Origin of the sequence: Marinobacter guineae (assembly GCF_002744735.1) — a bacterium.
In the GTDB taxonomy this organism is placed as follows: Bacteria; Pseudomonadota; Gammaproteobacteria; order Pseudomonadales; family Oleiphilaceae; genus Marinobacter; species Marinobacter guineae.
On sequence record NZ_KZ319340.1, the window covers coordinates 502,109 to 522,864 of the forward strand.

Here is a 20,756-nt window from a genome sequence, read left to right on the forward strand (position 1 = left end):
CTATGGCAAAACGCTACGCATCACTATTCCACGGTGAGGAGTCAGGGAGCCAGCCGGAAGAAGCTCCGGAGGCAAAGAAGGCCCCCTACAAACTCCTGCTGGTGGACGACGAGCCCAACATCCTGGCTTCGCTGCGTCGCGTTTTTCAGCGCGAGAATTATGAACTGCTGTTTGCCCGCAACGGTGAAGAGGCCCTGCGCATTCTGGAGAAACAGCCGGTAGAGCTGATCATGACCGATTTCATGATGCCAGGCATGAACGGCAGCGAGCTGCTCCGGGAGGTGCGCGAGCGGTGGCCCCGGACCATCCGCATAATGCTGACCGGCCACGCCAACACAGATGCGGTTATGGGTTCGATCAAAGACGGCGCGGTTTACCGGTTCATTCTGAAGCCCTGGAACGATGATGATATCCGCCTGACTATTGCTCTTGCACTGGAACAGTATGAACTCATCCAGCGTACCCGTACCCTGGAACAGCAAACCAAAAAGCAGAGCCGTGATCTGGAAACCATCAGCAAGCTGACCGCCACCAACCGCAGCCAGCTCGCTATCCTGCTGCACAAGAAAGGCTGGCTCAATCCACAGCAGATTCAACAGCTGCACCGGGAAATGCAGAGCCAGAAAACACCGGTAGTCCGCCAGCTCCTGAAACACGAATGGGTGGATTTCCGCAAGGTGTTCGAGATGCTCCGGGATGACATGCTGTTCGAAGAGATTGATCTGCGGGAATTCCAGCCGGATCCCAGTCTGCTGTCACTGGTACCCCAGAAGATCTGTACCCGCCAGCTGGTCCTGCCATTGCGTGCCAGTGGTCAGCGCCTGCGTCTTGCCATGGTAGACCCCATGGACATCAACCTGATCGACGAACTCGGGTTCATGACCGGCTACACCATTCATCCGTTGCTGTGCGAAACCTCGCAGATGCAGGCGAAACTGACAGAGATTTTTGGTGAAACCAACGATCTGGATGACATTACCACCCGTGTCGGTACTGATGACCCTTATGAGGGCATCGAAATCGTACTCGACGACGAGTCAGACCAGGAATCCCTGGAGCAGCTGCTGGGCAGCTCTGAGGAACCACCTGCCATCCGCCTGGTGAATGCCATTATTCTGGAGGCACTAAGGCTTGGCGCCAGTGACATCCACGTCCACCCCCGTACAAAATCACTGGTTGTTCGTTACCGTATTGATGGCGTGCTCCAGGACAAGATTCACATCCCCACCAACCTCTTGATGTCGGTGGTTTCCCGCATCAAGGTGATGGCCGAACTGGATATTACCGAACGGCGCAAACCCCAGGATGGCCGCATTACCGTGAAAACGCCCATGCGCATCGTGGACCTTCGGATTTCCACCCTGCCGACCATCAATGGTGAAAAAGTCGTGATGCGGGTGCTCGAACGCCAATCCTCGGCCCAGTCCCTGGCTGACATGGGGCTTTCCGAGCACAACATGAAACGCCTCATGCACGTTGTCGCAAAGCCCCAGGGCATTATTCTGGCAACCGGCCCCACCGGCAGCGGCAAGACCACCACTCTTTATGCCCTGCTGCAACACAACGCCTCGTCGGAACGAAACTACGTCACCATTGAAGATCCGGTCGAGTTCCATGTCGACATGGCCGGGCAGGTGCCCGTAAAAGAGCGCATCGGCCTGAGCTTCGCCAGTGTCCTCAGGGCCATCCTTCGTCAGGACCCGGACGTCATCCTGCTTGGCGAGATCCGGGACGAGGAAACCGCAGACGTTGCCTTCCACGCCGCCATGACAGGGCACCTGGTGTATTCCACCCTGCACACCAGCTCGGCAGCAGCCACGGTCGCCCGTCTGCTGGATCTTGGCCTGAAGCCTTTTGTGCTGGCATCGGCCCTGGAAGCCATTATCGCCCAGCGGCTGGTCAGGCGAATATGTAACCACTGCCGAGAGGAAATCTCACGTCCCGCCGACGCTCTTGCCCAGCTGGGTCCACAGTTCCTGGAAGCGCCGTTTGCCTTTTACCGGGGGAAAGGCTGCGAAAAATGCCACAAAGGCTATAAAGGCAGAGCAGCCATTCATGAAGTGCTGACCATGAACGAGGATCTCAGAACCGCAATCACGGAGGGAGCCAGCGCGATGCAGATCGAAACCATAGCCCGGGAACAGGGCATGAGGATTCTGCTGGACGATGCCTTGGAGAAACTCAGGGAAGGCGTCACCACTGCGGAAGAAGTGCTAAGGCTTCTTGGGCCACAGGTGCTGAATGGTTAGCACTCGGAATCGGGAAATTTTCTGGTTTTGCCTCACTCTGGCGCTGGCAATTTCGCTGGCATCTGTGGGTGGCGTGATCCTCTATGATTTTTGCATTGGCGGTGGGGAAACTCCGGGGCGGATCTCCCTCCACCCGGGCGGCGGCATCCTTGCCATCCTGCTCAGCTGTATGTTCCTTGCCCTGTTGTTTCAGCTGCAGAAACTGGCCACAGGGATTGGCCTGTCGGTTCTTGTGACGGCAACAGTCTTTGCGGCCGTCCCGATTCTTCCGTTGGGAGCCGGTTTCCAGATCCTGGCAATCAAACCTGTTCTGTTCCTGGCCATAGCATTCATTGTCCTGAGCGCCCTTGCCGCCATACACCTGTCGCGGGGCTGGGTAGTGGGCAGGATTGCCACGCCTGTCGTGTTCACAACAGGTCTGTTATCCCTGCTGTCCCACTGGTACCCCGCTTTTGAAATGGCCGGCGTTGGCAGTATTGCCGAGTCCACGATCGTGGTCAGCCCACTGCTGATCCTGATCAGCCTGACCCTGCCCTTCCTGTACAGGATTTATCACCGGGATATTCCTGTGTACTCCCGGAGTCTCATCCTGGTTGGCGTACTCGGTATCCTGTTGACAACCATCAGCTGGCACATCATACGCCTGCAGTACAGTGACAACCTGACTGGACGGGCCGAGGCGCTGGCAACCCAGCTGGCCGCCACCAGCGCATCGGCCTACAGCGTCAAACTGGCCTTGATCAGGCGACTCGCTGAACGCTGGGAACTTTTGAACGACCTGCCCTCAAACCTGTTCTGGGAGCAGGAAGTCAGCAGCTACCTGCGAGATTTTCCCGAGCTGCGACTGATCGCCATTCTCGACCGTGACATGCGGCCAGTGCGCGTTGAATCACGAACTCTGGACTATCGTTCCTGGCTGGACAGGTTCCTGGAAAGCGATAATACCGGAGCCTGGCTCCAACACATTATCGACGCCAGGGCATCGCACCTCAGCGAGCCAATGCCAGATCGGGAAGGTCGTGCCCATGCGGTCATCGCCGTGCCCGTGACACCCGAACCCGGGCTGTCCTGGCCTGTCATCGCGGTGGTTGATCTACAGAGCGTATATGAGGGCCTTATTCAGCATTACGATGGGGCACTGGACCTGGCAGTATTTCACCAAGCTCAAAAGATCTTTGATACGTCACCGGAACTCGATGCATCTGAAAAGGTTCTGCTCGCAACCGCCACTGTTGAAGCCCATCACGACAGTGAGTGGCGTATGGATGTCTACATGCCTCGTGGTTCCCTGCCCTCGGGCGAGCTGTACCTGCCCCCTATGATACTTTTCACTGGCCTGGGACTCAGCTTTCTGGTCATGCTGACACACCTTTTCTGGCGCGAGTCGGAACGCCGCTCCAGGGTTCTCGGTGAATTCAATGACGTGCTGAACTTCCATCTCGAGGAAGAGCGGGGGCTTCGACACATCAATGAAAAGATCATGGAGTTTTCCCGGGATATTCTCTGCTCAATCAGCCCCTCCGGACGATTCCTGACCGTAAGCCCCGCCAGTGAAGTAGTTCTTGGCTACGCCCCGGGAGAACTGAAAGGCCAACCCTATGACATTCTTGTACTACCAGAGGACCGGGGCTCCACCGCCGAGGAGGTTCGCAAGCTTGCCACCGGTCAGAGTGACAAGACCTCCGGCTTCCGAAACCGACTCCGCCACAAGGATGGCCACACGGTGACGGTTTCCTGGACAGCGGAGTGGTCACGGGACGATAACGCGCTGTTTTGCGTTGGCCGCGACATCAGTGGTGAACTGGTCGCCGAAACCCTGACCCGGGAGCGCGACCAGTTCTTCTCGCTCTCGCCGGACATGTTCTGCATTGTCGATCTGAACAGTCACTTCTTCGAGGTGAACAACACATTTGTTGAAACGCTGGGCTACACGCGCGAGCAACTGCTGGGCACCTCCTACATGGGTCTGCTCCATTCCGACGACCAGGATAAAGTTGTTGAAGCGGTGCAGACCCTGACGGATGGCGGGGAGGTTCAGAACCTGTTCGTCAGGGCTCTGGATACAGCCGGGAACGAACACTGGCTGCAGATCAACGCAATTTTAAGTGCGGACGACCTGATCTACGTTGTCGCCCGGGACATCACCGAAGCCCTCAAGACCCAGGAACGATTAAAACATAGCGAAACCCTGCTCCGGATCGCGGAACAAACCGCCATGATCGGTGGCTGGACCGTTGAGATTCCATCTGGCAAAACTGCCTGGACTGCCGTCATGTTTGATATCTTCGAACTGCCAGCCGGTGAAGTGCCTGATCTGGACAATGCCCTCAACTTCTATACAGACGAATCCCGTCAAATACTGACTGATGCGATTGAGCTCTGTAGCGAAACCGGAATTCCGTTCGATGAGGATGTTCAGTTCCGAACCGCCAACAGGAGGCTTCGGTGGGCAAGAGTCATCGGTCATGCCGTCAAAAACGATGAAGGGGACATCATAGGGCTACAAGGCGGTTTCCAGGACATCACTGTTTCTCGTCAGGCCATGGAGCAGATCAAGCGCTTTGCCGAACGACAGGCGACCATTTTCGAAAGCATTACCGATGCCTTTTTCACGGTCGACCGGGAATGGCGATTTACCTATGTGAACCGCCGGTCCGAGGAACTTCTTCGCAGGTCCCGGGACGAGTTGCTGGGCCACAGTCTCTGGGAGATGTTTCCGGCCACCATCGGAAGCGAATTTGATGAAATGTATGGGCTCGCCATGACAACCGGCGAGTCGGTTTCCTTTGAGGCCTATTACGCGCCCCTGAATGAGTGGCTGGAGGTGAGCGCTTACCCGTCTGACGAGGGGCTGGCCGTTTATTACCGCAGCATCCGCGAACGAAAGGAAGCTCAGTGGAAGCTCGAAGCGACCATGGAAGAGCTGGAGAGAAGCAACAGAGAGCTTCAGGACTTTGCGTTTGTCGCCTCTCACGACCTCCAGGAGCCTCTGCGGAAGATCCAGGCTTTTTCCGACCGACTGCTGGTTAAGTCCCACCAGTTCGGCCCTGAGGAAAAAGACTATCTGAACCGCATGCAGTCCGCTGCTGCCAGGATGCAATCACTGATTAAAGACCTGCTCTCCTATTCCCGGGTGACCACCCGGGCAAAGCCTTTAGAATCCTGCGATACCCAGAGCATTGTTCTCGATGTGCTGCAAGACATGGAAACATCCATCACCGCCGAGAAGGCAAACATTGAACTGACCCCTCTTCCCCCGGTGAAAGGGGATGCGACCCAGCTGCGGCAGGTATTCCAGAACCTGATCAGCAATGCCATCAAATTCCATGACCCGGACCAAACACCGACGATAATGATCTACCCTGAAGATATAACGCCAGGATCATGGACACTGGTTGTCAGCGACAATGGAATTGGCTTCGATCTCAAATACGCAGAAAAGGTTTTCCACCCGTTCCAGCGCCTGCACAAACGCGAGACCTACGCCGGCACGGGCATAGGAATGGCGATTGTGAAGAAGATCCTTGATCGCCATGGCGCCGATATCCGCACGGAGAGTGCACCGGGCGAAGGAACCACATTCCGAATCCGTTTCAGGAACGAAGAGCCGGATAGTGAGGCAAAGCATGGACAGAGTCAGTCCCGCACCCTTCATACTGATCGCCGATGACGATCCGGATGACCGCATGATGATTCAGGAAGCCTTCGGGGAGCGTTGCCCCCATTGTCGGCTTCATTTCGTCCAGGATGGCGAGGAACTGATGAAGTTCCTTTCCGGAGAACGTCCAGGCACAGACCAATCCGGGACCGGCCTGATTCCCGATCTCCTCCTGCTGGACCTGAATATGCCGCTCAAGGATGGCCGCGAGGCGCTCGCTGAAGTCAGGGCGAATCCGCTCTACGTTGCCATGCCAATCGTTGTCATGACAACATCCGAGAACGACGAGGACAGGCTGTTCTGCCAGCAGAATGGCGCGAACTCTTACATCGTCAAACCCTCCCGGTACATGGAGCTGCTCGACGTCGTCGAGTCTCTGAAGCCCTACTTCACACAAAACACCGATTCATTGCACAAACCGGATGATTATGAGTAATACCGACCCGATTCTTCGCATTCTTCTGGTTGAGGATGATGAAGACGATTATCTGATTACCCGCGACCTCCTGTCAGACGCGAGTCCGGTAGCAACCCAACTGAACTGGCGAGACAGTTTTGACGCCGGTATCCAGGCGCTGCAAAGCCTTCAGGTGGATGTTGCACTGATTGATCTTCGGCTCGGGCCGGATTCCGGCCTGGATCTGATTCAGCAAGCCCGGGATAGGGGCATCACAACCCCTTTCATTCTTCTCACCGGCCAGGGGGATGATGAACTGGATACCCGGGCGGTAGAGCTGGGTGCGACCGACTATCTCACCAAGGGGGATATCGACAGCCATACCCTGATACGCAGTATCCGGTATGCCATTGATCGGGCAGTGGCCACGGAAAGTCTGGCAAACAGCGAAGCCCATTACCGGCTTCTGTACGAGAACAATCCCGCGCCCATGTGCCTGGTTAACCCTGAGAGCGGCGATATACAGTCCATGAATCGCGCGGCTCAGAATCTGTATGGATACTCCGAGAGAGAGCTTATAAATCGTAGCTGGGCAAGCCTGCAAAAACAGACTCAGAGTCCATCAGTCTCGCTCGAAGGTCTTATTCTGCGGGACGGCAGTTCGCTAGAGCACCACCAGAGCCGGGATGGCCGCGATCTGTTCATCGAAGTCCTGTCGGAATCAATCGTTATCAATCATAACAATATGATTCTGCGAATGTTGACGGACATGACAGCGCAGATTGCCAGCAACCGAAAACTCCGGTTGTTCCAGAGATGCATTGAATCCAGCTCCAACGGCATTGTAGTTTGTGATGCCCAGCAGCCTGACCTGCCCATAGTGTACGTGAATCCGACATTTGAGCGCGTTACCGGGTATACCAAGGAAGAGGCCCTGGGGCACAACTGCCGGTTTCTTCAGAGCGAAGAAAACGATTCGGACAATAAACAGGCATTATCCGAAATTCGGGAAGCTCTCAAAAATGGCCGCGATGTCTCTGCGGTTCTGAGAAACCACCGAAAAGACGGGACACCGTTCTGGAACGATCTCTATCTCTCACCGATCAGAAACGACAAGAACCAGATTACCCACTTTGTCGGAATACAGAACGACATTTCCGAGCGCAAATCCGTTGAGAGCGAACTGGCCTATAACACCAGCCACGATGTTCTCACCCGTCTTCCCAACCGGGCGCTTCTGGAAGACCGGCTGATTCAGGCAAGTCAATTTGCCCATCGCTACGGAAGGCTCGTCGGCCTGTTGTTCATCGACCTGGACGGTTTCAAACTGATAAATGACTCCCTTGGCCACAGAGTGGGTGACCAGGTACTCATCGAGGTGGCTCGCCGACTAAAGGCGATGGTTCGGTCCGGAGACACGGTCGCCAGAATGAGTGGCGATGAATTTGTCCTGGTTCTGCCCGATCTGGCCCACGCCAACGACATCATCATGATTGTAGAGAAAGCCATCTCCGAGCTTTCCATGCCCTACCGGCTGACAGAGCAAAACCTCCACCTCACGGCAAGTATTGGTATTTCCCTGACAGATGGTTCTATCGAGAATCCGATGGAACTGATCCAGCAGGCGGACCTGGCCATGTTCAGCGCCAAACAGCAAGGACGCAACACCTATCAATGGTTTTCAGAGGAGCTCAATACCTCTGCAAACTACCGGGTGAAGCTGCGCAATGAGTTGCAGGATGCGATTGAAGACGACAGCCTCACCGTCTATTACCAGCCCGTCATTGATTCCAGAACCGGTCGCGCTCGTTCTGTCGAAGCCCTTGTACGCTGGGAGCACCCCTCCAGAGGGCTGATTTCCCCTGGCGACTTCATCCCGCTGGCGGAGGACACCGGCCAGATCATTGCTCTCGGCAAACAGGTACTGAACAAAGCCTGCAGGGATATGGTCAAGCTGCACGCGGCAGGATTCCGGGAGTGCTCGGTGGCGGTGAATGTGTCCCCTATTCAGGTTCGCAAGGACGATTTTATCAGAACCGTTCAGGAGGCCTTGGCCAGCTCAGGCCTGCCGCCGGAAGCGTTGGAGCTTGAAGTGGTTGAGTCGGCGATTCTTAATGACACCGACCAGGTGATCAAGACACTTCACGAGCTCCGGGAATTGGGTGTCCGCCTTGCAATCGACGACTTTGGCACAGGTTTCTCGAGCCTCAGCTACATCAAGCTCATGCCGGCCAACAAGATCAAGATCGATCGGTCTTTTATCAAAGATGTCATTCAGAACCGCAGCGATGCCGCCATTACCCAGGGGGTTATTTCCATGGCGCACCACCTTGGTCTGGAGGTCGTCGCCGAAGGCGTGGAAACAGAAGCACATGCGGCCTTCCTGAGAAAGCACCAGTGTGATCTGCTGCAGGGATTCGTGTTTGCCCGGCCGATGCCCTTCGAGGATATCAAAAACTACATGAACACCCACGGTGCCTGCGCAACAACCAGGAACGAAACCGAAACGACCAACCGGAAAACCCTGTTACTGCTTGACGATGAAGAGAATATCCTTCGAGCCCTGACACGGGTTTTTCGCCGGGATGGCTATCGGATACTTTCGACGACCAGCATCAGCGAGGCTTTCGAACTGCTGGCTGGAAACGAGGTTCAGGTCATCATATCGGACCAGAGAATGCCCGAAATGTCCGGCACCGAGTTTTTCAGTCAGGTCAAAGCCATCCACCCGGAGACCGTCCGTATCGTACTGTCCGGCTACACGGACCTGAAATCCGTTACCGATGCCATCAACGAAGGGGCAATCTACAAGTTTCTGACCAAGCCCTGGGATGACCAGCAGATTCGCGAGCAGATTCAAAAAGCCTTCCATTACCACGCAGCCATGCAGAGTTGATGGAAGGCTTCACGTAAACCACTGCTTCAACTGGAGTTGAATCCGGATTCAGAGGTAGACTGTCGCGATCATAAGCAGTATTCAGGAAGCTTTGTTTTGACCGATCTTGTTCGAATCGCACCCGGCGCGCTGACCATTGGCCGGCCCCTACCCTGGAACGTCTACGATTCGGACGGCAATGTACTCCTGCGCCAGGGTTATGTGATTCAGACCAACTCCCAACTGGAACAGCTGTTCGAGCGAGGCCGGTTCAAGCCCCGCAAGATTGAGCGCCCCCAGGAAGAAGTGTTCGAGGACAACCGGGAACGCAATCCGTTTGCGGACTACCCGGACCTGCTCCACACCCTCGAAGCAACACTGAAGGCCATCACGGACTCCGACCCGTCGGCGCAGAAGCGCGTGCTCGGCCTCGCCCGGATGATCGAGCGCACCTGCACGGAGTCGCCCGATGCCAGCCTGGCGCTGGTACACCTGTATTCCATCGGCCCGACCATTCACGAACAGATCATTTTTTACGCCATCCTGTGCCAGTTCGTCGCCCGACAGTTCGGTCTGGAAGAAAAACGAATCAGTGTGCTCACGGCTGCTGCGCTTACCGCCAACCTGGCGTTGGTGCCCATTGCAGACAAACTGAACGCGTCAAACAAGATTCTGAGCAATGAACAGCGAGGCGTGATTCGCAAACATCCGGAGCGCAGCATACAGGCACTGCAGGCGGCGGGTATCAACAACAAACTGCTGCTGACCATCATTGCCCAGCATCATGAGCAGGCCGACGGCAGTGGTTACCCCAAAGGCCTGAGTGGCACCGAAATACGCCCGGAAGCGGAGATTCTGGCCCTGGCCGAGCGATACGTGGCGATGATCACCAGGCGGGCCTACCGCCAGCGTATGAACATTGTCGATGCCCGAAAACTGATTGCCAATCTGGCCGATGGCAAGTTTAGGCCGGCGATACCGAAAGCCCTGCTGCAGGTTCTGGGAGAATTTCCACCGGGCATTCTTGTACGCCTGGACAACAACGAGGTTGGGGTAGTCTCCGGCCGCCCGGTAAGGGCCCGAGGGCCCTTCGTAAAGGCCATATTCGGACCCCGGGGTAATCGTTACACCGGCACCTTCGAGCGGGACACCAGTATTCTGGAGTTCAACATCCGGGCCCTTGAGGAGCCCGAAGTCATGCCCTCCATGGACTTCAGCCTGATGTGGGGATTCCGCTCATAACCCCAATGCTTCGGCATGATGATCCAGGTGGTCATCGATGAACGAGGCAATGAAGAAGTAGCTGTGGTCGTATCCCCTGTGCATGCGCAGGTTGATGTGGTGGTGGAACTTCTCACAGGCATCTGCGAGGGCATCCGGGTTCAGCTGGCTATCGAGAAACTCATCAGAAGTACCTTGATCAACCAGTAACGGCAAGCGTTCCCGGGCCGTCGGGATCAGCAGAGTCGCATCCCATTCCTCCCAGCTGCGGGTATCCTCACCGAGATACCCTTTGAAGGCCTTCTGGCCCCATGGACATTCGGTGGGGTTGGCGATCGGCGCAAAAGCCGACACCGAGGCATAGCGGCCCGGGTTTTTCAGGGCAGCGATCAGCGCGCCGTGGCCACCCATGGAATGACCACTGATGGAACGCTTGTCGGTTACCGGAAGCTCATTCTCGACCAGCTGGGGCAATTCCTTTACCACGTAGTCGTACATCCGGTAATGGGGCGCCCAGGGCTGCTGGGTGGCATTGATGTAAAAGCCGGCCCCGGAGCCAAAGTCGTAGCTGTCGTCTTCTCCGGGCAGGTTCAGCCCGCGCGGACTGGTATCGGGGCATACAATTGCCATGCCCAGTTTCGCGGCCCGCTTCTGGGCGCCGGCTTTCTGCATGAAGTTCTGGTCGGTACAGGTCAACCCGGAGAGCCAATACAGGACCGGCACTTTTTTCGGGTTGGAGCCCACCGCCGCAGGCGGCAGATAAACCGCGAACTCCATGTCGCATTCGAGGGTGGCCGAGGTATGCCGGTAACGGCGGTGCTCTCCTTCGAAACTGACGTTCGTGGATAAGAGTTCCATAGTGGCCTCAATCTTTAAAAGAAAGTGAATCAGTCTTCGGCGCTGGCGTACCGGGGCAACTCAAGCCCACAACCGGTGCGCGCCAGTTCCGCCAGGATGGCTGTACGCGTAACGATACCAAGCAGTTTGCCGTGGTCTACTACAGGGTACACCTTGGGCTTGCCCGCGCCGAGGTTCTGGGCGAGATCAACCACCGACATCTCGGGGGATATCGTCAGAGGCTTACGGAACATGACATCGTCCACAATCGGGTCGCCTTCGCAGTGATAACTGCTGACCAGCAGGGCGTGAATGCAATCCTGCTCGGAAATAAAGCCGAGCACATGGCGGTGCTCATCAACCACCGGTAGTCCGGTCACGTGATTGTGCAGCAGGGTTTTCACCACTTTGGTGAGCGGCGTACCATACCGGATCGGCTCGATGTGATTCCACATGACATCTGAAACTTTAAGTGAACGCATGGGCACAATCCCTCTCGTTTGTGGATGGACGCCTTTGATATGAGCATAGGCAATCACACCCGAATCCACCACTTTTACCACCCTACCAGTTTACACAGGAAAATATCTGACTAAACTCAATTAGTTATACCCTTTCAGGGTCAACTATTGAAACCAATCCATGGCACGCACAGGGAGACCCCATGGAAGCCATTGAACAAGTTATCGGTGATATAAACGGACTGGTCTGGGGTGCACCCATGCTGGTCATGATTCTGGGTGTCGGGCTGTTCCTCAGCCTCGGTCTCAAGCTGATGCCGGTACTGAAACTCGGTGCCGGCTTCAAGCTGATGTGGAAAGGCCGCACCGCCGCAGGCGCCGAATCGGAGGGTGAAATTCCCCCGTTCCAGGCCCTGATGACCGCGCTGTCCGCTACCGTTGGCACCGGCAACATTGCCGGCGTTGCCACTGCCGTGTTCCTGGGCGGCCCGGGCGCCCTGTTCTGGATGTGGCTCACTGCCCTGGTGGGCATGGCCACCAAATACTCCGAGGCGGTCCTGGCGGTCCGTTACCGGGAAGTGGACGAGCGCGGCGACCATGTTGGCGGCCCCATGTATTACATCCGCAACGGGCTGGGCAGTAAATGGGCCTGGCTTGGCGTACTGTTTGCCATTTTTGCGGCGATTGCCGGATTCGGTATCGGCAATACCGTGCAGGCCAACTCGGTGGCCGATGTCATGCAGACGAGTTTCGGCCTGCCACACTGGGTCACCGGACTCATCCTGATGGTTCTGGTGGGCATGGTGCTTATCGGCGGTATCCGCCGGATTGGCCATGTCGCCAGTGCCCTGGTGCCGTTGATGGCGGTTTCCTACCTGATTGCGGGACTTGTGGTGTTGGCCATCAACGCGACTGATATTCCGGCAGCGTTTGGCCTGGTGTTCAAACATGCCTTCAGCCCCATAGCCGCAGAGGGTGGTTTTGCCGGTGCTGCGGTCTGGGCCGCACTCCGGTTCGGTGTTGCCCGGGGAATTTTCTCCAACGAAGCCGGTCTGGGCTCAGCCCCCATTGCCCACGCTGCCGCGCAAACCCGGAACCCGATCAACCAGGGCATGGTAGCCATGCTTGGCACCTTCATCGATACCATCATCATCTGCACCATCACCGGCCTGGTTATCATCACATCGGGCACCTGGACTTCCGGGGAATCCGGCGCAGCCCTCACCTCCATGGCATTCGAGGACGCGCTGCCAGGCGTTGGCAACTACCTTGTGGCCATTGCGCTCGCGGTCTTCGCCTTCACCACCATCCTGGGCTGGTCGTTCTATGGTGAACGCTGCATTGAATTTCTATTTGGCGTAAAGGCCATCGTTCCATACCGGGTCGCCTGGATTCTCGCCATTCCGGTGGGGGCTACCCTGAACCTGGGCTTCGTGTGGCTGGTGGCAGACACGCTGAATGCCATGATGGCGCTGCCCAACCTGATCGCCCTGTTGTTGCTCAGCCCTGTGGTGTTCAAGCTGACCCGGGAGCACTTTGAGAAAGAGAAGGCCATGGGGGTCTGAGGCCCCCTTGTATTTGCTCCACCCGGCACCACAGTTTGTTGTATACACTCAGAGAACAGTCCCGGCGATTTTCGGGCCGGAATAACAAGCGAAATTGTCACAACCATGATCAAAGGAGAGTACACATGAGCTTACGTCTCGGAGATACCGCACCCGATTTCGAGCAGGATTCCAGTGAAGGAAAAATTTCGTTTCATGACTGGCTGGGCGACAGTTGGGGCATATTGTTCTCGCACCCGGCCGACTTTACCCCGGTCTGCACCACCGAACTGGGCCTGACCGCCAAGCTCAAGGACGAATTCGCCAAGCGCAACGTCAAGGCTATCGCCCTGAGTGTGGACCCGGTGGACTCCCACCAGGAGTGGATCAAGGACATCAACGAAACCCAGGGCTGCGCGGTAAATTTCCCGATCATCGCAGACCAGGATCGCAAGGTGTCCGAGCTGTACGACATGATTCACCCCAATGCCGACAGCAGCCTGACCGTACGCTCCCTGTTCGTGATCGACCCGAACAAGAAGGTACGCCTGATCATCACCTATCCGGCCAGCACCGGTCGTAACTTCAACGAAGTTCTGCGGGTTATCGACTCGCTGCAGCTGACCGATGAGCACAAGGTCGCGACCCCGGGTAACTGGGAGCGTGGCGGCGATGTGGTTATCGTTCCATCCCTGCAGGATGAGGACGAGATCAAGCAGCGCTTCCCGAAGGGTTACAAGGCGGTGAAGTCTTACCTCCGTATGACACCGGACCCGAAAGCCAATTGGAGCGGTGATTGATCAGATAACTGAAGTTGGGGGCAGAAGAAGGCGTTCTTCCGACCCCGGAAATTAGATTCAAAAAAGCCGGACAGTTAACGCTGTCCGGCTTTTTTGTGAGGACGGGGTCAGATGAAAGCTTTCATCTGACCCCGGAGGTCTGTCCCGGAAATCCCGAACATCAGAATGCCGGAACCACGGCACCTTCATACTTTTTCATGATGAAGTTCTTCACTTCCTCGGAGGTAAGCGCGTCAGCCAGCTTCTGCATGGCGTCGCTGTCCTTGTTGTCCGGGCGTGAGACCAGGATATTCACATAGGGCGAGTCAGAGCCTTCGATCAGAAGCGCGTCCTCAGTCGGGTTCAGGCCCGCCTCCAGCGCGTAGTTGGTATTGATCAGCGCCAGGTCCACCTGGTTGAGAATCCGCGGCAGCGTTGCTGCCTCCAGTTCCTTGAAGTCCAGGTTTTTCGGATTGTCTGCGATATCACGAGGTGTCGCAGTAATCTTGCTGTCATCCTTCAGGGTAATCAGACCGGCCTTTTGCAGAAGCAGCAACGCCCTGCCACCGTTGGTCGGGTCGTTCGGAATAGCGACCACGGCACCGTCCTTCAGCTCGTCCAGCGAATCAATCTTGCTGGAATAGGCGCCAAACGGCTCAACGTGAACACCGGTAACGGTGACCAGGTTGGTACCCCGGCCCTCGTTGAACGACTCCAGGTACGGCTTGTGCTGGAAGAAGTTCGCATCCATTCGCTTCTGGTCAACCTGAATGTTTGGCTGGATGTAGTCGGTGAATACCTTAACGTCCAGCTCAACACCCTGCTCGGCCAGCTTCGGCTTCACGAATTCCAGGATCTCTGCATGAGGTACGGGAGTAGCGGCAACCGACAGCTCTTCGGCCGCAACGGCGCCTGAGAAAGTGGCTGCGGCAGCCAGTGCCACGAATGTTTTCTTCAGATTCATAAATCGATTCTCCTGTTAAACATCTCGAACGAGTGAATTCAGTTTGGGAGTACGGCCCACGGTCGGAAACCCCTTCCGAAAAACGCCCGTAAATACGTCCCTGTAGGGCTCGGTCGCGCCATCCCTGGCGCTCCACGTTTTCGGAAGGGGTTTCCGACCGCGTGCCTATACCGGGCTTTGTTTACTTTCGGCTGAAATACAGAACTAAGCGGTCGCCAACCATTTGTAGGACTTGGACAAAAATAACCAGTAACGCGACTGTAATGACCATCACATCGGTCTGGAATCGTTGATAACCGAAGCGGATGGCCAGGTCACCGAGACCCCCGCCACCGATAACGCCAGACATAGCCGCGTAGGACACCAGCGTAATGGCAGTAACCGTGATGCCGGCGATAATTCCGGGAAGTGCCTCGGGTAACAAGGCACCCAGAATGATCTGCCTCACGCTGGCACCCATGGCCTGGGTGGCTTCGATGATGCCCCTGTCGACTTCCCGGAGGGAGGTTTCCACCAAACGGGCGAAGAACGGAGCACCACCGGCTACCAGTGGAGGAATCGCACCGGCAACGCCGAGGGACGTTCCGATCAGCATGACGGTGAACGGGATCATCACGATCAGCAGGATGATAAACGGTACCGAACGCAGCACGTTTACCACGAACGACAGCACCGCGTAGGCCACCGGTTGCTCGAGTAGCTGGCGTTTGCCAAAGAGGAACAGCAGCACACCTACGGGAAGACCAATCAGCACGCTGAACAGGAGGGACAGACCCACCATTATCAGGGTATCCCAGCTTGCCCAGCCAATCTCAGTCCAGTCTACATTGCTCAACAGGGCTTCCATCAGCGCAGCACCTCCACATGAACATCGGCCGCCTCAAACGCCCCCATGGCAATGTCCAGATCGCCGCCCACCAGGGACAGGGTCAGCTGGCCGTAGGGCGTGTCCTTGATGTGATCAATGCGACCGGAGAGGATACTGAAGTCGACACCGGATTCCCGGGCAACACTGCCGAGCAGAGGTTTATAAGTGGAATCCCCCTTGAAGGTAAGGCGCAAAATCCGGCCATTTGCCCTCTGCAGGTCTTCCTGCAATTCCTGGCTGTCGATGCTCTCGCTCTCAAACACGAAATCCCGGGTGGTCGGGTGCTTCGGATGCAGGAACACGTCGCTGACCGGGCCCATTTCCACTACCCGGCCGGCGTCCATCACAGCCACCCGGTCGCAGACCCGGCGCACCACGTCCATTTCATGGGTAATCAGCACAATGGTCAGGCCCAGCTCCCGGTTGATGTCGGCCAGCAGTTTCAGTACCGACTGGGTGGTTTGCGGGTCCAGGGCACTGGTGGCTTCGTCGCACAGCAAGATAGTGGGGCGGCAAGCCAGAGCCCGGGCAATGCCCACTCGCTGCTTCTGGCCGCCGGAAAGCTGCGACGGGTATTTGCTCGCCTGGTCGACCAGGCTCACCCGTGCCAACAACTCCTGAACCCGCTCCCGGATCTCGGTTTTCGAGTAGATACCCGCCAGCTTCATGGGAAAGGCAATGTTGTCCGCCACGGTTTTCGAAGACAGCAGATTGAAATGCTGGAAAATCATGCCGACCTTGCGGCGAAAAGCCCGCAACTCGGCGGCGTCGTAATCGGTGATGTTCTCGTCGTCGATCAGAATGCGGCCGCCGGTGGGTGGCTCCAGCAGGTTGATCAGTCGCACCAGCGTCGATTTGCCCGCGCCGGAGTGGCCAACGATGCCGAATACTTCGCCGGTTTCAACGGTCATATCGGTGGGGTGTAGCGCGGGGATCGCCCGGCCGCCTACCTGATACGACTTCTGTACCTGGTCAAATACAATCACGGTCAGCGCCTTGTGGGTGCAGCGTTAAAACCGGCGATTATAGCCGATACGGCGGGCAAACCCGAATTCCGGACAGATTCGCCGGGTGGGTAAATATCCCTACACAAACGGTTACCTGACACGAGACACCCGCCTGAACTAAACTTGGATCGCAAAAGAACCTTACATTTCCCAGAGGCGCGCTGCCCAGAGACTCACTAACGTGACCGACGAAAAACAATCAACGCCCTCAAGGATGAACTCCACCCAGGCATGGGTCACCTATCTCAGCAAAGTCGAGCTGCCGGTACTGGCGAATACGCTCCGGCGCATCAACGAACTGACGGACAACCGGAACAGCACGGTCAATGAGCTGGCAAACGTTATCCTCAACGATGCCCAGCTCACGTCCCAGGTTCTGCGGCTGTCCAATACCGTGTTCTACAACCAGACCCGAACACAGGTGAGCACCGTAAGCCGGGCCATTACCCTGATCGGGTTCGACGCCGTGAAATCCATGGCGATTTCCTCATTGGTCGTGGACACACTCCTGCAACGCAATGACCGCCCCCACCTGCTGCGCTGCCTGGCGCGGGCGATTCATGCGGCGGTCCAGGCCCGGTGCCTGATGCCCAAAAGGAACGAAACCGCGCTGGAAGAGGTGTTCATCGGGGCGCTGCTGATGAACATCGGCGAGCTGGCATTCTGGTCCTGCGAAACCGATCAGGCCAAGGAGCTGGAAGAACGCCTTCGGCTGGATGAGCCTCCGGTGGAGGCGCAGAAAGCAGTACTGCACTCAACGTTTACCGAAATTACCCGTGGGCTGGTGGAGGCCTGGTCTCTGGGACCGTTCATCCGGGACGTGGTTTCGCCCGGCCAGCCCAATTCCATGGCTTCCAGTCTTGTGCGCAATTCCGTGGAGATGGCCAGGCTGTCTGAACAGGGCTGGAGCGGCCCGGAGATGGACAAGGTTCTGGAACGATTGGGCAAGGACATCGGCGAAAGCCCTGCCGTGGTCCGCGATCAACTCAAGGTGAACGCATCGGAAGCAACCCGGGTTGCGGTCTCTCTGGGCATTCCCCAGGTCACGGCCATGATGCCGGGTGCCGAGCGAGGGGCCGGTGACGCCGCAATCAGAGCACCGGATATGGACCCGGAGCTGCAACTGGAAATTCTGCGTGAACTGAGTCAGTGCCTGGCAGAAAAGCCGGACATCAACGAAGTCTGCCAGCTTGTCATCGAAGGAATCCACAGGGCGGTCGGTATGCAGCGAGTCGCCCTGTTGATGAGCGACCGGACAGGCAACGAACTGGTACCGAGGAAGCTTGGCGGGCGCGGAACCGAAGAGTGGCGCGACCACCTTGTGATCCAGAAAGATGGAACCGGGCCACTGGGCTCGCTTCTGCCCCATGCCCACTGCAGCATCTATGAGCCAAAATCGACATCGGAGGGTGTGGCCTACGACCGCTGGCTCGGCAAGATTCCCGCCCTGATCGGCCCGATCAAGGCGAACGGACGTCTGATCGGACTCTTTTACGCGGACAATGCAGCCGGGGCCTACATGCCTTCGAAGGACCAGCTGACGGCATTCGGACATTTCATCCAGAACGCCCAGCTTTGCCTGACTTTGCTTTCCAGCCGCTGATACCCGGGGCCTAGCCCCGGGCCAAGGTGCTTAAGTCAGTGCAGGGCCCGCATCTGCCGGGGATAAAGCGCAGCGCTGACTTCCGGCTCCTCCAACAGATCCGCCAGTTCGAGGTCAACGTTGGTTTCCTCGCCTTCTTCCGGCAAGGGCTCAAACAACGTGCTCAGCCATGAGGTGACCGATGGCGCTTCGTCACGCTTGTAGTCGGTGGACAGCGCCTTTATCCGGCGGAAGCCGATAATGCGCTGGTGTTTGGGATCCCGAATCTGTTCAAAACCCCGCCAGTAGACATGATCCCGGGTGTGCAGCTGCACGAACAGGGTATCGATGGGGCCGTCTGAGTCGTCAGAGCCATCGGACTCTTCCGGCACATCCTCGGAGGCCGCTTCGGCTTCCACTTCAGGCTTTTTATGGCGAATGGTAGTCCAGGCCGGATAGAGCACGGCCACGGCATCCGCTTCAACATGCTCGCGGGCGGCGCGGAGGATCAAACCCCAGCGGGCCTTGTCGGCATCGGTTTCAAGGGAATTGATGGGCAAGTCATAGCTTTGTTCGCTGGACAGAACGATGGCCATCATCGGGGCGTCAAGCTCCCCCATAGCCTCGGCCTGTGCTACTGATACCAGTTCGTCGATTGCCATCGGTTGGTTCATAATACGCTCGCCTCCTCGATGCCATCAGGGTCTATCAGGAAGAAAGGGTCTTCCTGACTAACAGCATAGCCTGTTCCGCCTACAAAGATAAACGTGGAGTTTCACGAGGCAGATCACAACCCCTGACCATTCAGAAGGCGCCCTCGAGCCTTTCATAGTTGCTGAACCAGGGATTGGCCTCTTCCAGTTGAGCCGCCAGCTGAAGCAAAACCGCTTCGGCTCCGTGGCGCGCACCGAACTGGACACCAACCGGTAAACCTCCGGAAGTCCAGTGCATGGGGACAGACATGGCTGGCGTCCCGGTGAGGTTTGCCAGCTGGGTGAATGGCGTGCGGGCCAGACTTTCCAGGGCCATCTGGTCCACCTGACCGGTGCGATGCACCAGCTTACCGGCGTGCAGTTTCAACATTAGCCTGGCCGCCAGTTTCAGATGAGGCGGCGTTTGGAGCTCCCCAATGGTGGCCGGCAGCTGCCCGGTGGTCGGACTCAGGTAAAGATCATACCTGCCGAAGAAGACTCCCAGGGCACGGGCAAACTCGTTCCACTGCTGGCGACGGCGGACGTAATCCGACAGCGGCATGGTTTCGCCCAACATACCGATCAGGCGGGTATCCAGCTCGAAATCACTGTCACGGGCGCCAAACTGCTCTTTTGCCCTGGCCATCAACGCGGACACCTCCCCGAAGTAAAGCCCCAGGTAGCAGCGCGCCAGGGCCATGCCGTCGAATTCCGGCGCAGCATATTCGACCTTGTGGCCAAGGTTCTCGAGGAGCCGCGCCGTTTCCTCCACCGCCTCGACACACTCCGGAGCCACCTCGGTGTTATAGGGGGAGGACGTGAAAACGCCGATTCGCAGACTGCCCGGTGACTTCTGCATCAGATCGGCATAGGCTGAGGTCGGCGCCGGGATTTCAAAAGGATCCCCCGGGGCAGGTCCACTGAGCACATCCAGCATGGCTGCGCTGTCTCTCACCGTCCGGCAGACCACATGATCGGTTGACGCACCTGTCCAGGCTTCCCCCATGAAGGGCCCAACGGAAACGCGACCACGAGACGGCTTCAGGCCGAACAGGCCGTTGTAGGCAGCCGGTATCCGGATGGAACCGCCGCCATCGTTGGCACCGGCCATGGGTACAATACCGGCCGCGACGGCGGCAGCTGAGCCGCCACTGGAGCCGCCGGGGGTCAGTTCCGTGTCCCAGGGATTGCGGGTCGGGCCCCACAGCTCGGATTCGGTTACCGCTTTTAAACCAAATTCAGGAGTTGCGGTTCGCCCGAGAAAGACCAGGCCACCACTCCTGGCCCTGCGGACAAATTCCGAATCCTGGGGCGGGATGTTCTTTTTCAAGCCTCGGCTGCCATAGGTACAGGGATGCCCCGCCTGCTCCTGGGCAAGATCCTTCAGCAACAGTGGAACGCCGGCGAAGACTGACTGCTCGGGAACGCTCTGGCCAAGCGCCTCGGAAAACTGGGGATAACAGATGGCATTGAGCTTTCCATTCACGCGGGTTGCCCGTTCCACGGCCGCCTCGCATACTTCCCTGGAGCTTACCTCGCCCCGGCGGACCAGATCAGCCAGTGCAGTTGCGTCGTAACGAAGGTATTCGGATTGCTTCATCACAGGTTCCATTTGTTATTGT

General features: G+C 57.3%; 15 protein-coding genes. 8 read left to right on the forward strand and 7 right to left on the reverse strand.

Translation table 11 applies throughout. The features are described from left to right. The first annotated feature begins 2 nt into the window (after positions 1 to 2). The 5 genes from CLH62_RS10370 (at position 3) to CLH62_RS10390 (ending at position 10,421) form a co-directional block, all read left to right on the forward strand. Positions 3 to 2,249 carry an ATPase, T2SS/T4P/T4SS family gene (locus CLH62_RS10370; protein WP_099618084.1) on the forward strand — a complete coding sequence of 749 codons (2,247 nt, stop codon included), beginning with the start codon at positions 3 to 5 and terminating at the stop codon, positions 2,247 to 2,249. Next, a complete protein-coding gene (locus CLH62_RS10375) occupies positions 2,242 to 5,919 on the forward strand; it encodes a PAS domain S-box protein (protein ID WP_099618085.1) in 3,678 nt (1,225 codons plus the stop codon). Before CLH62_RS10370 ends, CLH62_RS10375 begins: the two co-directional genes overlap by 8 nt. Beyond that, the gene (locus CLH62_RS10380) at positions 5,876 to 6,343 is read left to right on the forward strand and encodes a response regulator (RefSeq protein WP_099618086.1); all 468 of its coding nucleotides are present in this window, start codon (positions 5,876 to 5,878) and stop codon (positions 6,341 to 6,343) included. The genes CLH62_RS10375 and CLH62_RS10380 overlap by 44 nt, the downstream gene beginning before the upstream one ends. Then, positions 6,336 to 9,200 (forward strand): EAL domain-containing protein, encoded by a 2,865-nt coding sequence (locus CLH62_RS10385; RefSeq protein WP_099618087.1) that lies wholly within the window; start codon positions 6,336 to 6,338, stop codon positions 9,198 to 9,200. Before CLH62_RS10380 ends, CLH62_RS10385 begins: the two co-directional genes overlap by 8 nt. Positions 9,201 to 9,296: 96 nt before the next feature. Beyond that, positions 9,297 to 10,421, forward strand: a complete 1,125-nt coding sequence (locus tag CLH62_RS10390) for an HD-GYP domain-containing protein (RefSeq protein WP_099618088.1) — start codon at positions 9,297 to 9,299, stop codon at positions 10,419 to 10,421. Here the strand turns inward: CLH62_RS10390 and fghA are convergent. After that, positions 10,416 to 11,258, reverse strand: a complete 843-nt coding sequence (fghA, locus tag CLH62_RS10395; protein WP_099618089.1) for an S-formylglutathione hydrolase — start codon at positions 11,256 to 11,258, stop codon at positions 10,416 to 10,418. The two genes, CLH62_RS10390 and fghA, sit on opposite strands and share 6 nt — an antisense overlap. A 29-nt stretch (positions 11,259 to 11,287) precedes the next feature. Further along, on the reverse strand, positions 11,288 to 11,719 hold the full coding sequence (locus CLH62_RS10400) for a CBS domain-containing protein (RefSeq protein ID WP_099618090.1): 432 nt from the start codon (positions 11,717 to 11,719) through the stop codon (positions 11,288 to 11,290). A gap of 182 nt (positions 11,720 to 11,901) precedes the next feature. Between CLH62_RS10400 and CLH62_RS10405 the strand changes: the two genes are divergently transcribed. Beyond that, positions 11,902 to 13,263 (forward strand): alanine/glycine:cation symporter family protein, encoded by a 1,362-nt coding sequence (locus tag CLH62_RS10405; protein WP_099618091.1) that lies wholly within the window; start codon positions 11,902 to 11,904, stop codon positions 13,261 to 13,263. A 125-nt stretch (positions 13,264 to 13,388) separates the two neighbouring features. Then, positions 13,389 to 14,042: a peroxiredoxin gene (locus CLH62_RS10410; protein WP_099618092.1), complete on the forward strand. Its 654-nt coding sequence runs from the start codon at positions 13,389 to 13,391 to the stop codon at positions 14,040 to 14,042. A 160-nt stretch (positions 14,043 to 14,202) separates the two neighbouring features. Here the strand turns inward: CLH62_RS10410 and CLH62_RS10415 are convergent, their stop codons facing one another. The 3 genes from CLH62_RS10415 to CLH62_RS10425 form a co-directional block, all read right to left on the reverse strand. Next, positions 14,203 to 14,985: a MetQ/NlpA family ABC transporter substrate-binding protein gene (locus tag CLH62_RS10415; protein ID WP_099618093.1), complete on the reverse strand. Its 783-nt coding sequence runs from the start codon at positions 14,983 to 14,985 to the stop codon at positions 14,203 to 14,205. 181 nt (positions 14,986 to 15,166) lie between these two features. Beyond that, entirely contained in the window at positions 15,167 to 15,832 is a 666-nt protein-coding gene (locus tag CLH62_RS10420) for a methionine ABC transporter permease (protein ID WP_099618094.1), read from the reverse strand. Further along, positions 15,832 to 16,839: a methionine ABC transporter ATP-binding protein gene (locus tag CLH62_RS10425; RefSeq protein ID WP_099618095.1), complete on the reverse strand. Its 1,008-nt coding sequence runs from the start codon at positions 16,837 to 16,839 to the stop codon at positions 15,832 to 15,834. Before CLH62_RS10425 ends, CLH62_RS10420 begins: the two co-directional genes overlap by 1 nt. 202 nt (positions 16,840 to 17,041) lie before the next feature. Here CLH62_RS10425 and CLH62_RS10430 point away from each other — a divergent pair, with 202 nt between their 5' ends. Then, complete coding sequence (locus tag CLH62_RS10430; protein ID WP_099618096.1) at positions 17,042 to 18,463, forward strand: HDOD domain-containing protein; 1,422 nt, start codon at positions 17,042 to 17,044, stop codon at positions 18,461 to 18,463. Positions 18,464 to 18,498: 35 nt separating this feature from the next. Here the strand turns inward: CLH62_RS10430 and CLH62_RS10435 are convergent, their stop codons facing one another. Continuing rightward, the gene (locus tag CLH62_RS10435) at positions 18,499 to 19,116 is read right to left on the reverse strand and encodes a hypothetical protein (protein ID WP_099618097.1); all 618 of its coding nucleotides are present in this window, start codon (positions 19,114 to 19,116) and stop codon (positions 18,499 to 18,501) included. 130 nt (positions 19,117 to 19,246) lie between these two features. Continuing rightward, a complete protein-coding gene (locus CLH62_RS10440; RefSeq protein ID WP_228152824.1) occupies positions 19,247 to 20,734 on the reverse strand; it encodes an amidase in 1,488 nt (495 codons plus the stop codon). Positions 20,735 to 20,756 lie beyond the last annotated feature (22 nt).